This is a genomic window from Blautia sp. MSJ-36 (genome assembly GCF_018917985.1).
GTDB lineage: Bacteria > Bacillota > Clostridia > Lachnospirales > Lachnospiraceae > Blautia_A.
Window position 1 is genome coordinate 44,597 of record NZ_JAHLPQ010000011.1, and the last position, 12,989, is coordinate 57,585.

Sequence of the window (12,989 nt, forward strand, 5' to 3'; positions counted from 1 at the left end):
ACAGCATTCTTTTCATTTATAAATAATGTTCCCTTCTACTTCTTAGTCGTAACAGTCTTAGCCGCAGACCATGCAGAATAGTATGTTTTTCCATTAAGTTCCTTATATGTTCTGACCCGGACGTAATACTTTTTGCTGCCAGTCAGCCGCTTACAAGTTTCTACTGTCTTCTTGTTATTTTTGACAGATACAGTTGTTCCATTGGAAAAATTGGAATTTCTTGAATACTGAATCTGATATCCTGTTGTTTGTACAGACTGTTCTTTCCATCTTACCCGAAATCCTTTTGATACAAATGCAATTGCTGCAATGGATGTTGCAGCCGGTTTAATTACAAACGTTTTGGTAACAGATCCCTGATAGTAGCTGCCTTTAAAAGTTACTTTTATCCCATAACTTCCGACATTTTTTCTGCCGGATGGGTAACTTACCGTGTAATAAGAGGAATTGATTGCCGCACCATTGCTTCCCTTTACAACTACAGATGGTTTTCGTACTTTTCCATTGTATGTACAACTTGACGGAGACAGTGAAATTTTGTTCGCCGCATAAAGAACTGTCGTTCCGTTAGTGGCGCCGCAGGAACAAGTCTTTACGATCTTTCCGTTGGCTTTCGGAGTTGCTTTTGTAATAACATTTTTATAAGCATGCGTATGAGACGGATTTATTTTAATTGTGTAATCTACACTAGAATAACCACTTCCGTCTTTCGCTACCTTCAGATAATAGGTTCCTGATGAAAGACGGATCTTTGGCATGGTTTTCGAGGAATCAGTTCCTCTCAAATCATAAGTCTTCAGCTTCGAAAAACTTGAATTGTACAGATCGACACACCAGTAGTATCCATTTGATTCCATATATTTATGAGTAAATTTTAATGAAACAGAATCTGTTTTTGATACTTTAAATTTATACCAGTCCACATCCGAATATTTCATTATGCTTCCATAATATGTTTTATTGATGCTGATCGTATTTGCGGAATTGTAGTCATCATTAAACTCTTTTTCCCAGACACCTGATGCAGTATAGTTTATTTTCACATTATAGTTTACTTCTTTATACCCACTTCCACCTTTTTGTACTTTTATATAATAAGTACCTGCCGGAACACCAATATTTTCCCCGGTAGCTGAAGTGTTATTTCCCTGATAATAATAGTAATTCAGACAGTTCATTTCCGGGTTATACAAGTATGCTTCCCAGTAATTTCCCGATTCTTCCACATAATCATGGCCAAATTTCAGTGAAATATATCCCGGACTTGATATTTTAAATTTATACCAGTCTACATCCGAATATTTCATTATGCTTCCGTAATATGTTTTATTGGTATCCAGAGTCATAACATTTGGTGAAGAATAGGTATCGTTGAACTCTTTTTCCCAGATACTGGATGAAGTATAATTTACTTTTATGTTATAATTAACGTCTTTATATCCACTTCCGCCTTTTTTTACTTTTATATAATAAGTACCTGCCGGAACGCCGATGTTTCCTCCTGTGACCGATGTCTCTGTGCCACGGTAATCATAACTGTTTAAACAGGATTTATCCATGTCATAAAGATATGCCTCCCAGTAATTTCCTGAAGAATCCACATAATCATGGGTAAATTTAAATGAAATATATCCTGGATTCGATATCCGGAATTTATACCAGCTGACATCATCATAACTTTTTATATAATCTGTATAGGTTGCATTCACACTGATAACCGATGCTGTATCTGCTGTCGTGTTATTCCCGGATATACTGGTTCCTGCCGCATCCGTTGTAAATTCCTGCTCTTCCAGTTCAATCTGCTGTGAAGATTCCCGCTGCATCTCATCCGTTTCCGAATCTGAAAAATCATCGGTAATGTCTATCTCTTCCACTTCACTCTCCGGATTTTCCAGATCTGGCTGTTCTCCCACAATTTCCAAATTTTCCTCTTCGCTGTCGTTTTCCGTTTCTGTAGCAGCCGGTTCTGTTTCTTCCTCTTTCGCATCTGCAAAAACTTCCGCACTGTCGAAATTTTCTGCCGGAACATCCAGCTCCTGCGCGCCGGCAATAACAGGCTGAACAGCAAGCGTAAGTGTCAGCACTACAGAAGCAAACTGTTTTAATCTTTTCTTCTTCATTCGCAAAATCCTCCTTTTTTCAGATATGTCTTGTGCAAATTATACCATCATTGTCAAATATTCACAAGATTCTTTGTGCACTCAGCAAGATATCTTATAATTTTCCTCTACAATCCTGAATACAAAAAAATCTGTTCTACATGATCTCTCAGTAAAACAGATTTTTTCTTCAACTATATATGTGTCCGTAACAGATAAATTATCTTAATGCATCCTTCATCTCTTTCACATACGCCTTTACCTTCGGCACACAATCTTTGCCGTATGTTCCGCAGAGTTTTACGATGGCCGAACCAACAATGGCTCCGTCAGACTGATCGGCCATTTTTTTTGCCTGCTCCGGGGTAGAGATTCCGAATCCTACCGCACATGGAATATCTTTCTGGGATTTTACCAGTTTTACCATGGCTCCGATATCCGTTGTGATGTTGGTACGCATTCCGGTAACACCCATGGATGATACGCAGTATACAAACCCTTCTGCCTCTTTTGCGATCATGGCGATCCGCTCATGGGAAGTCGGTGCAATCAGGGAAATCAGATCCAGGCCGTACTGTTTGCAGACAACGTCGAACTCTTCTTTTTCCTCGAAGGGAACGTCCGGAAGAATCAATCCGTCCATTCCAACTTCTGCTGCTTTTTTGATAAAGCGCTCGGTTCCGTAGGAAAATACTACGTTGGCATAGGTCATAAATACCATTGGAATTGTTGTGTTTTTACGTATTTTTTCTACCATTGCAAAAACTTTATCTGTGGTAACGCCACCGGACAGTGCCCGGATGTTGGCTGCCTGAATCACCGGTCCCTCTGCAGTAGGATCTGAAAACGGGATTCCAAGTTCGATCAGGTCTGCCCCTGCTTCTTCCATTGCGTATACCAGCTGCTCGGTAACCTCCAGTGACGGATCTCCGCAGGTTAAAAAAGGAATGAATGCCTTTCCGTTTGCAAATGCTTCTGTGATTCTACTCATGAATATCCTCCCCTCTGTAACGGGCGATTGCCGCACAGTCTTTATCTCCACGTCCTGAAATGGTAACTACCATGATCTTGTCTTTTCCAAGTGTTGGTGCGATCTTTTTCGCATAGGCTACTGCATGAGCACTTTCAATTGCCGGAATAATTCCTTCTGTTCTGGAAAGATACTCAAATGCATCTACTGCCTCGTCATCAGTTACCGGCACATATTCTGCTCTTCCGATATCGTAAAGGTGTGCATGCTCCGGTCCTACCCCCGGGTAATCCAGACCTGCGGAGATGGAGTATACCGGTGCGATCTGTCCGTATTCATCCTGGCAGAAATAGGATTTCATGCCATGGAAAATTCCAAGACGGCCGGTTGCGATGGTTGCTGCAGTCTCTGCGGTATTGACACCACGGCCTGCGGCCTCACAGCCGATCAGGCGGACATCTTTGTCCTCAATGAAATTGTAGAAAGTTCCGATGGCGTTGGAGCCGCCGCCTACGCAGGCCAGGACAACATCCGGAAGCCTGCCTTCTTTTTCCAGCATCTGTTCTTTGATCTCCTTGGAAATGACTGCCTGGAAATCACGGACGATAGTTGGGAACGGGTGTGGTCCCATAACAGATCCCAGTACATAGTGGGTATCTGCAATACGGTTTGTCCACTCACGCATGGTCTCGGAAACGGCGTCTTTTAAAGTTGCGGTTCCGCTTGTAACTGCATGGACTTTTGCACCGAGGAGACGCATTTTGTATACATTCAGGGCCTGACGCTCGGTGTCTTCTTTTCCCATGAAAACCTCACACTCCATGCCCATCAGTGCTGCTGCGGTTGCAGTTGCCACGCCGTGCTGACCTGCGCCGGTCTCTGCAATGACACGGGTCTTGCCCATTTTTTTTGCCAGAAGCACCTGACCTAATACATTGTTGATCTTGTGTGCGCCTGTGTGGTTCAGATCCTCACGTTTCAGATAGATTTTGGCTCCGCCAAGATCCTCGGTCATGTGTGCCGCATAGTAAAGACGAGACGGTCTTCCTGCATATTCATTGAGAAGCTCTGTGAGCTCCCGGTTAAATTCCGGATCGTTTTTGTAATGGTTGTATGCTTCCTCAAGCTCCAAAACGGCGTTCATCAGTGTTTCCGGGATGTACTGTCCGCCGTGGATGCCGAATCTTCCTTTTGACATATTAAAAATCCTCCTTTATGTTCCTCACGGTCTGTACCGCTTTTGCTATTTTATCCGGGTCTTTGTGACCGTCGGTTTCTACGCTGCTGCTTAAGTCTGCTGCCCAGGGATGAAGCATTTTTATAGCTGTTTCCAGATTGTCACATCCCAGGCCTCCGGCCAGAAACCAGGGACGCTTTATGGCCGGTACCAGATTCCAGTCAAAGGTCTCTCCGGTGCCTCCGGCTCCCTGATCCAGAAGAATGTAATCTGCTTCCGAGCGGATCGCACTCTTTACATCTTCTTCTGTTTTTATGGAAAAAGCTTTTATCAGAAGCTGGTCTGTCATAGTCTTAAGCTGTCTGATATACGCTTCGTCTTCCTGTCCGTGAAGCTGTGCCAGGGCAATGGTTCCTTCATTTAAAAGCTGTGCGGGAAGTTCCACCGGTGCATTGACGAATACGCCTACCGGCAAAATACTCTCATCCAGCTTTTCCCGGAGAGTTCGTAACTGAGCTGCTGTGACGTTTCTTCTGCTTTTTGGAAATTCTACAATGAATCCACAGAAGTCTGGTTTCGCTTCATTAACTGCCTGAATGTCCTCCAGGCGGGTAAGGCCGCAGATCTTGATCCTGGTTCTGACCGGTTTCTCCTGCTGTTTCCGATCAGCGCAGCCTCTTCCCTGTCGTATGGTATTGTTCTCTTCTGTCTTCATCTCAGTGCTCCGCCATTTAACTCTTCCAGCGCTGCTTTTTTATCCGGGCTTCGCATCAGGGTTTCACCGATCAGAACGGCGCCTACCCGGTTTCTTTCCAGGATGGCAATGTCTCCGGCATTTTTGATGCCACTTTCAGAAACAAATACCACATTGTCCGGTGCCAGGTTTCGAAGACGGATGCTGTTATTCATATCAACTTTAAAGGTTTTCAGATCACGGTTATTTACACCGACGATCTTCGCTCCGGCTTTCAGTGCTCTTGCCACTTCTTCCTCATCGTGAGCTTCCACCAGTGCATCCATTCCCAGAGATTCTGCCAGCTCCCGGTATTCCAGGAGTTCCTGATCATCCAGAATGGCACAGATCAGAAGCACTGCCGATGCACCAAAGGCTTTTGCCTGATAGATCATGTACTTATCCACCGTAAAGTCCTTTCTGAGAACCGGGATATCCACCGTTTCTGTGATCTCACGAAGATAAGTATCCCTTCCCATGAAATAAAAAGGTTCTGTAAGACAGGAGATTGCGGATGCGCCTGCTGCCTCGTATTCTTTCGCAATTTCCACATATGGAAAATCCGGTGCGATCAGTCCCTTGGAAGGGGACGCTTTTTTTACTTCGCAGATGTAGGACATGCCCGGCTTTTTCAGAGCTTCCAGAAAAGAGGGCTGCTGCGGTGCTTTTTCTGCCAGAGCTTTCAGCTGTTCCAGAGGAAGCTGAAGTTTTTCCTTCCGGATACGTTCTCTTGTCTTTTCTGCGATTTCTTCCAGAATGTTTTTTTCACTCATTCTTTGTTTGTCTCCTCCACAAATTCCCGAAGTTTGGCTGCTGCAGCTCCGCTGTCGATCAGATTTTCGGCCATCTTCACGCCGGCTTCCAGGCTCTCTGCTTTTCCTGCGATATAAAGTGCGGCACCTGCATTCATGCATACAGCCTGACGCTTCGGTCCTTTTTCGGTTCCGTTTACAATGGCTTTTGTGATCTCTGCGTTTTCTTCCGGTGTGCCACCTGCAAGTTCCTCTTTGCTGCAGCGTGTGTAACCGAACTGCTCCGGTGTGATCTCGTAGGACTGGAACCATCCGTCCTTGATCTCGCATACGGAAGTCGGGGCGCTCATGGAAATCTCATCCAGACTGTCCTGTCCAAAAACAACCATTCCACGGTTCACGCCAAGTTTCATCATAACCTGCGCCAGCGGCTCTACCAGAGACTGATCGAATACTCCCATCAGCTCCATGTTTGCGCCTGCCGGGTTGCTTAATGGTCCGAGGATATTGAATACTGTACGGATTCCCAGCTCTTTTCGGATCGGTGCCACATATTTCATGGCAATGTGATAATTCTGTGCGAACAGGAAGCAGATGTTGATCTTTTTCAGGATCTCAGCGCTTTTTTCCGGTGGGATGGTGATCTTTACGCCAAGGGCTTCCAGAACATCTGCGGCTCCGCTCTTGGAGGATGCTGCACGGTTTCCGTGTTTTGCAACCGGCACGCCGCCTGCCGCGATTACAAGAGAAGAAGTTGTGGAAATATTGAAGGAGTTTGCTCCGTCACCGCCGGTTCCCACGATTTCCAGAACATCCATGTCGTGGAGAAGTTTGATGCAGTGTGCACGCATACCTGCTGCGGATGCTGTGATCTCATCAATGGTTTCGCCTTTCATGGAAAGTGCGGTAAGGTAGGATGCCATCTGTACCGGTGTTGCCGCTCCGTCCATGATCTCATTCATTACGGCTTCTGCTTCATCATATGTAAGGTCCTGTTTTTTTGAAAGTTTAATGATTGCTTCTTTGATCATTGTGGTTTCCTCCTTATTTCTCTCTGACAACTTTTATAAAATTCTCGATCATCGTTTTTCCATCTGGTGTCATAACCGATTCCGGATGAAACTGTAATCCGAAAATCGGATATTTTTTATGTTCCAGTGCCATCACCTCGCCGTCCTCAGACTCTGCGGTGACAACCAGTTCTTCCGGTAATGTATCCCGGATTGCTGCCAGTGAGTGATATCTTGCTGCCAGGAAAGTTTCCGGCAGGCCCTCAAACATCTGACTCTCACCAACTTTATGGATTTCCTTCTGCTTGCCGTGCATCAACTCTTTTGCATAGGAGACGGTTCCTCCAAATGCTTCACAGATGGACTGATGTCCAAGGCAGATGCCCAGGATCGGCAGTTTGTCTTTGAAATATTTTATGGATTCAATGCAGATCCCTGCATCTTCCGGACGTCCCGGGCCCGGGGAAAGGATCAGGGCTTCCGGCTTCATGGCCTCCAGCTCTTCGATGGTCACTTCATCATTTCTTACGACCTTGATATCCGGTTCCACAGAACCGATCAGCTGGTAAACATTATAGGAAAAGCTATCATAATTATCGATCAGTACTATCATTCCAGTCCCTCCTGTGCAGTTTCGATTGCCTGTACAACGGCTCTTGCCTTGTTGCAGCATTCCTGGAATTCGTTTTCCGGAACACTGTCTGCCACGATTCCGGCTCCGGACCGGATGCAGATCTCGCCGTTCTTTTTATAAACCAGGCGGATGGCAATGCAGGTGTCCAGGTTTCCGGCGAAATCCAGATATCCGATGGCGCCGCCGTAAATACCTCGTTTGCTCTGTTCCAGTTCCTGGATGATCTGGCAGGCACGGAACTTCGGTGCTCCGGAAAGGGTTCCTGCCGGAAGGATGGCATCTACTGCATCCACCGCATCTTTGTCATCCCGGATCTGTCCGGTAACTGTGGAACCGATATGCATAACATGGGAAAAACGCTCGATGCACATATATTTTTCTACTTTTACAGTTCCGATCTTGCTGATCTTTCCGATATCATTTCTTCCAAGATCTACAAGCATGTTGTGCTCGGCACGTTCTTTTTCATCAGAGAGAAGGCCTTTTTCCAATGTCAGGTCTTCTTCTTTTGTCTTGCCTCTTGGTCTAGTTCCGGCTAACGGGAAGGTGCTCAATTCCGTTCCGGTAAGCTTGGCCAGTGTTTCCGGGGATGCTCCTGCGATCTCAATATCATCGCTGGAAAAATAAAACATATACGGAGAAGGATTTGTAGCTCTGAGAACGCGATAAGTATCAAACAGGCTTCCTTCAACTTTTGCCCGCATGGGGTTGGAAAGAACCACCTGGAAAATATCTCCCTCGCGGATGTAATGTCTTGCGGTTTCTACCATCTCACAGTATTTTTCTTTTGGGAACTGTGGCTCAATGGAAGATTTCAGTTTCAGGGACGGAAACTCATCCTGTTTTCCGTTTCGGATCAGATCTGCCATCTCTTTTAACTTCTCTTCGGCTTTCCGGTAGGAATTTTCCAGGTCATCCGTCATCACACCGGTGATCAGAAGTACCTTCTGTCTGTAATGATCAAAAGCGATTACCTGGTTAAAAAGCATCAGGTCCATATCCCGGAAATCCTGTACGGTCTCATCGGCAAGCTTCAGCTTCGGCTCACTGTACTTGATGTAATCATAGGAAAAATATCCTACCAGACCGCCGGTGAATGTTGGCATATTTTCCAGTACCGGGCTTTTGTACTCTTTCAGGATCTCCCGGATAGCATCTCCCGGATGTTTTACCTGCTGCACGGTTTTTTCCTCGGTTCCGTCTTCATGGATTCTTCTTATCTGGAGCTTTCCGTCCGTACAGGTGATCTCCATGGATGGTTCATATCCCAGGAAGGAATAACGTCCCCAAACCTCTGTCTGACTGGCACTTTCCAGAAGATAGCAATGTCTGCTGGCTGTGCGTAAGGTTCTCATGACTTCTACGGGTGTATAGCGGTCGGAATACAGCTCGTGGCATACGGGGATACGCCGGTATTCGCCTGACTGTGCGATACTTTTGAGTTTTTCTAATGTTGGATACATATACAGGCCCTCCTGAGTTTTTTTCATTCCTGTGCCGGAGACGTTGGAACGGTACGATACGGAAAATTCGCGATCCACATTCACTACTTGTTCATGCATTCCAGTTTTGAAAAAATTGGAATTCAAAAAACGCCCGTCTCCGGCAGAATCTGGTTCTGCCAGGGACGAGCGTCAAATTCAAAATCACCCGCGGTGCCACCCTGATTCACGGTTCGATCCGTGCACTTAGCGGAATACCTGCATATTCCCGGCAACTGACGTATGCCCTCACGTCACAGAATACTCGGTATCCATAACACCTTTCCCTGTGACCTCTGCGGTCCATTTGGTAAACTGCTTCTCGGCCCGGCTCTCACCCTCCCGGACTCTCTGTGCGCGCATGAATACCTTTATCTCCGCTTCAACGGTTTAGTGGTTTACTCGATTAAATTTTTTATATAAAATAGCACAGGATTTTTAATATGTCAATACAAAAGTTGAAAAAAATGTCATTTTATTCTATAATTATGACAGTGTGATTATCACAAAACCTACCTAAGAAGGGAGTTTTACAAGAAATACCATGACTGAAAAAAATGCAAACGCCTGGCTGGATACCCCAGATCCACAGGTTTTTATCAAAAATTCTGCAAAATTTAATGATCTGATGATGATGTACCGCTGTACTGTCCGTGAGGTCCGTACCAAACTGGAAGTTCTCAATGATGAGTTCTCCGTAGAATATAAGCGTAACCCGATTTCTTTTATCAAGACCAGGATCAAAAAACCGGAAAGCATCTACAAGAAGCTGAAGAAACTGGGATATGATTTTACTGCCGAGAATATCCAGGATCAGCTCAATGACGTAGCCGGTATCCGTGTTGTCTGTGCTTTTATTGATGATATCTACACCATTGCAGACCTTATTGCCAAGCAGGACGATATCACCGTCATCAAAGTAAAAGACTACATCAAAAATCCCAAACCAAACGGTTACCGTAGCTATCACATGATCGTAGAGATCCCGGTATTCTTCTCAAAAGGAAAAACGCCCATGCGCGCGGAGATCCAGATCCGTACCAATGGAATGGATTTCTGGGCTACACTGGAACATCAGCTCCGATATAAACAGGATATTGAAGAAATGGATGGTTACGAGGAAGTCAGCAGCGAGCTTCTGAACTGTGCCCGCGCTGTCATTGATATGGATAATGAAATGCAGCGAATCAAAGATAAAATCGGACGGTTCCATGATATCTAAAGTTAAAGCAGGTAAGATTATAATCTTACCTGCTCTTTTTCACTGTTCTTTACCCGGAACGCCCGCGGTGTCATATGATAATGTTCTTTAAACACTCTGTGAAAATAACTGTTATTCTCATACCCTACAGCTGCAATAATATCACTGATGGGAAGGTCCGTCTCACACATCAGCTCTACTGCCTTATTCAGGCGTTTTCTCTGAAGAAGTTCCTTGAAATTAAATCCTGTGGTCTTTTTGATCATCTTGCTGAGCACATGCATAGGCAGATGAAGCCTGGTGCACAGCTCCGTAAGGGTAGCTGTCCGGTACTTCTGCTCAATATAGTCCAGTGTTGTCATGGAGATCATATTTTCGTACTGATTGGGAAGGCGCATCTCCACATACTGTACGGATTCCACCAGATACATAAAGATCAGGCCCATGGTGGTCTGGTTGATCCGTTCCCGGTTTTCTTCGCCATTTACAAGAGAATAGATGATATTTTCCAGAAGGTTCTGGATCTGCATGACTTCCGCGACCTTAAAGTGGAGATATTCACCCCGCTCTTCATCCTGGCGCAATACATTCACCAGAAAATCTGCCAGCATGTTGTCATTCCCTGTCATGGAATAGGCCACATCAAAAAACTCCGGCAACACCATAAAATTGATGGCAATATCATTCTGTCCCGCTTTCAGGATCTCATGTTTCGTAAACTGGTTGAGAAAAAGCAGCTCCCCTTTATTCACCACAACTTTTTTTCCATCGATGATATTGGTCAGCGATCCCTCGCACACATACAGCACTTCCACAAAATTATGCCTGTGCGCCGGGAAATGCACAAAACGGGTATGGGTACGCACCGCAATCAGTCTGCCTTCTTTCAGCATCTTCCCACTGTCTACGGTAAAATCTCTTCCGGATGTATAGAGATCTTTATCTACCTCCGCTTCCCCATCCAGGATTTTTCGCTCTTCTTCGGTTATTTTTCTCAGCTGATCCAGTAATGCCTGCTGCATAACGCACCTCCATCGCTGCTTTTCTCTATAGCAAAACAGGAGATCACAAAATGCAATCTCCTGTCTGTAATTCAGTTCTTATATGCTTCCTGCCTGTGAATTAGTCGTCACGACGTCTTAAACGCAGTGCAAAGAATGCTAATGCAGCATCTAACAGTGCAAATACAACCAGCATTCCATAACCAGCGATATGAGAATTATCTGCTGTCTTTACCGCATCTGAAGATGATGTGGATGTTGTGTTATTGGAAGTTGTGTTTGTAGTTGTTCCGTTATTGGTTGTTCCATTTGTGGTAGTTCCATTACCGCCATTGGATCCGTTATTGGTTGTTCCAGGTACCGGTGTTGCTGTTCCTGTTGGAGTTGGTGTTGCTGTTCCTGTTGGGTTCATTGGTACCGGTGTATCTGTTGGCTCTGGTGTGTCTGTCGGCTCTACAGATGGGTCCGGACTTACACTCGGGTCCGGGCTCACACTTGGGTCCGGGCTCACACTCGGGTCTGGGCTCACACTTGGATCCGGGCTCACACTCGGGTCTGGGCTTACGCTTGGATCCGGGCTTACACTTGGGTCTGGGCTTACACTTGGATCCGGGCTCACACTCGGGTCTGGGCTTACGCTTGGATCCGGGCTTACACTTGGGTCTGGGCTTACACTTGGATCCGGGCTCACACTTGGGTCTGGGCTTACGCTTGGATCCGGGCTTACACTCGGGTCTGGGCTTACGCTTGGATCCGGGCTTACACTCGGGTCTGGGCTTACGCTTGGATCCGGGCTCACACTTGGGTCTGGGCTTACGCTTGGATCCGGACTTACACTCGGGTCTGGGCTTACGCTTGGATCTGGACTCACACTTGGCTCAGGACTTACGCTTGGCTCTGGGCTCACACTTGGCTCCGGAGCCGGAATCTCATCATATCCACATCCCAGTACAATATCCATACCTGAGCAAGGAATTACATATCCTGCTGCCCAGTTAACTCTGAATCCAAGGTTCGGACAGTCATTTGTCCAATCCCAGTATGTAAAGGATGTAGAGAATGTAATAGTTCTTACATAAGTTGCGCCTGTATCCGGGTCAACAAATGTAACATCCTTAGTTACACTTACACTATAAACAGCTGGTGCTTCCTTAGTTCCAACCGGATAATTTCCAGGAACACGGATCTGTGCCATTCCGCTGACACCAACACTTCCGCTGAGGGAAGACTGGTCTGCTGAAAAGCCTGCATCACCGGAAATGGATGCATTTGCAATATCCTCAAATGTCAAAATTACCGGCTGTGTGATAGTCTTATCACCAACTTTCAGTGTTGCAGATGTAAGTGCTCCGATATCGATATGATCTACACTTCCAGTTGTGCTTAAACCTAAAGACTGCGGATCTGCTTCTTTACCTTCTGCATCCTGTGCATCTGCATCATTATCCTCTACTCTGTCTGCTTTCTGATCCTCATCTGTGGAATCTTCATCCTCTGTAGAGTCCTCTGCATCTGTGGAATCTTCATCCTCTGTAGAATCCTCTGCATCTGTGGAATCTTCATCCTCTGTAGAATCTTCTGCATCTGCGGAATCTGTATCCTCTGTGGAATCTTCTGCGTCCGCGGAATCTTCTGTATCTGCGGAATCTGTATCCTCTGTGGAATCCTCATCCTCTGCAGAATCTTCCTCATCTGTAGAATCTTCTTCTTTTTCATCTTTCGCAGCGGCTTTCTTTACACTGCTCTTTTCTGCTTTTGTGGAAGAATATTTAGCTGTTTCTGTCGCACCCATGGCAACGCTTCCGCCCTGCATAAGCAGTGCAGCGCCCATCAGGCAGGCAGCAACTTTCTTCCAGCCAGCCCATTTCTTAAACATTGCTCCTCCTCTCCTTGCTTTAGCGGATGGCGCTTGCGCTCCATCCGCTAAA

The 12,989-nt window shown here is 45.8% G+C and carries 11 protein-coding genes; 1 reads left to right on the forward strand and 10 read right to left on the reverse strand.

Translation table 11 applies throughout. The annotated features are described in order from the left end of the window. Positions 1-35 precede the first annotated feature (35 nt). The 8 genes from KQI39_RS09660 to trpE form a co-directional block, all read right to left on the reverse strand. Positions 36-2,123 carry a hypothetical protein gene (locus KQI39_RS09660; protein WP_216418078.1) on the reverse strand — a complete coding sequence of 696 codons (2,088 nt, stop codon included), beginning with the start codon at positions 2,121-2,123 and terminating at the stop codon, positions 36-38. Between the two features lie 199 nt (positions 2,124-2,322). After that, positions 2,323-3,093 carry a tryptophan synthase subunit alpha gene (gene trpA, locus KQI39_RS09665; RefSeq protein WP_216418080.1) on the reverse strand — a complete coding sequence of 257 codons (771 nt, stop codon included), beginning with the start codon at positions 3,091-3,093 and terminating at the stop codon, positions 2,323-2,325. Further along, positions 3,086-4,270, reverse strand: coding sequence for a tryptophan synthase subunit beta (gene trpB, locus KQI39_RS09670; protein ID WP_148444925.1), 1,185 nt, complete (start codon positions 4,268-4,270; stop codon positions 3,086-3,088). The genes trpA and trpB overlap by 8 nt, the downstream gene beginning before the upstream one ends. Before the next feature lies 1 nt (position 4,271). Continuing rightward, positions 4,272-4,964: a phosphoribosylanthranilate isomerase gene (locus KQI39_RS09675; protein ID WP_216418082.1), complete on the reverse strand. Its 693-nt coding sequence runs from the start codon at positions 4,962-4,964 to the stop codon at positions 4,272-4,274. Continuing rightward, positions 4,961-5,755 (reverse strand): indole-3-glycerol phosphate synthase TrpC, encoded by a 795-nt coding sequence (gene trpC, locus KQI39_RS09680; RefSeq protein WP_216418084.1) that lies wholly within the window; start codon positions 5,753-5,755, stop codon positions 4,961-4,963. The genes KQI39_RS09675 and trpC overlap by 4 nt, the downstream gene beginning before the upstream one ends. Then, positions 5,752-6,765 carry an anthranilate phosphoribosyltransferase gene (gene trpD, locus KQI39_RS09685; RefSeq protein ID WP_174095564.1) on the reverse strand — a complete coding sequence of 338 codons (1,014 nt, stop codon included), beginning with the start codon at positions 6,763-6,765 and terminating at the stop codon, positions 5,752-5,754. Before trpD ends, trpC begins: the two co-directional genes overlap by 4 nt. Before the next feature lie 13 nt (positions 6,766-6,778). Continuing rightward, a complete protein-coding gene (locus KQI39_RS09690; protein WP_173761846.1) occupies positions 6,779-7,357 on the reverse strand; it encodes an anthranilate synthase component II in 579 nt (192 codons plus the stop codon). After that, positions 7,354-8,841: an anthranilate synthase component I gene (gene trpE, locus KQI39_RS09695; RefSeq protein ID WP_216418086.1), complete on the reverse strand. Its 1,488-nt coding sequence runs from the start codon at positions 8,839-8,841 to the stop codon at positions 7,354-7,356. Before trpE ends, KQI39_RS09690 begins: the two co-directional genes overlap by 4 nt. A gap of 562 nt (positions 8,842-9,403) precedes the next feature. Here trpE and KQI39_RS09700 point away from each other — a divergent pair. After that, positions 9,404-10,081, forward strand: a complete 678-nt coding sequence (locus KQI39_RS09700) for a GTP pyrophosphokinase (RefSeq protein WP_215707570.1) — start codon at positions 9,404-9,406, stop codon at positions 10,079-10,081. Between the two features lie 17 nt (positions 10,082-10,098). On the opposite strand, the gene KQI39_RS09705 is transcribed toward KQI39_RS09700, so the two are convergent. Further along, on the reverse strand, positions 10,099-11,082 hold the full coding sequence (locus KQI39_RS09705) for an AraC family transcriptional regulator (RefSeq protein ID WP_173761843.1): 984 nt from the start codon (positions 11,080-11,082) through the stop codon (positions 10,099-10,101). 100 nt (positions 11,083-11,182) lie between these two features. Then, positions 11,183-12,937 carry a hypothetical protein gene (locus tag KQI39_RS09710; protein WP_216418088.1) on the reverse strand — a complete coding sequence of 585 codons (1,755 nt, stop codon included), beginning with the start codon at positions 12,935-12,937 and terminating at the stop codon, positions 11,183-11,185. Positions 12,938-12,989: the final 52 nt, after the last annotated feature.

Excerpts from the sequence above, each read along its gene's own strand:
- KQI39_RS09660 (WP_216418078.1), bottom strand. The coding sequence starts at position 2,123 with ATGAAGAAGAAAAGATTAAAACAGTTTGCTTCTGTAGTGCTGACACTT.
- trpA (WP_216418080.1), bottom strand. The coding sequence starts at position 3,093 with ATGAGTAGAATCACAGAAGCATTTGCAAACGGAAAGGCATTCATTCCT.
- trpB (WP_148444925.1), bottom strand. The coding sequence starts at position 4,270 with ATGTCAAAAGGAAGATTCGGCATCCACGGCGGACAGTACATCCCGGAA.
- KQI39_RS09675 (WP_216418082.1), bottom strand. The coding sequence starts at position 4,964 with ATGAAGACAGAAGAGAACAATACCATACGACAGGGAAGAGGCTGCGCT.
- trpC (WP_216418084.1), bottom strand. The coding sequence starts at position 5,755 with ATGAGTGAAAAAAACATTCTGGAAGAAATCGCAGAAAAGACAAGAGAA.
- trpD (WP_174095564.1), bottom strand. The coding sequence starts at position 6,765 with ATGATCAAAGAAGCAATCATTAAACTTTCAAAAAAACAGGACCTTACA.
- KQI39_RS09690 (WP_173761846.1), bottom strand. The coding sequence starts at position 7,357 with ATGATAGTACTGATCGATAATTATGATAGCTTTTCCTATAATGTTTAC.
- trpE (WP_216418086.1), bottom strand. The coding sequence starts at position 8,841 with ATGTATCCAACATTAGAAAAACTCAAAAGTATCGCACAGTCAGGCGAA.
- KQI39_RS09700 (WP_215707570.1), top strand. The coding sequence starts at position 9,404 with ATGACTGAAAAAAATGCAAACGCCTGGCTGGATACCCCAGATCCACAG.
- KQI39_RS09705 (WP_173761843.1), bottom strand. The coding sequence starts at position 11,082 with ATGCAGCAGGCATTACTGGATCAGCTGAGAAAAATAACCGAAGAAGAG.
- KQI39_RS09710 (WP_216418088.1), bottom strand. The coding sequence starts at position 12,937 with ATGTTTAAGAAATGGGCTGGCTGGAAGAAAGTTGCTGCCTGCCTGATG.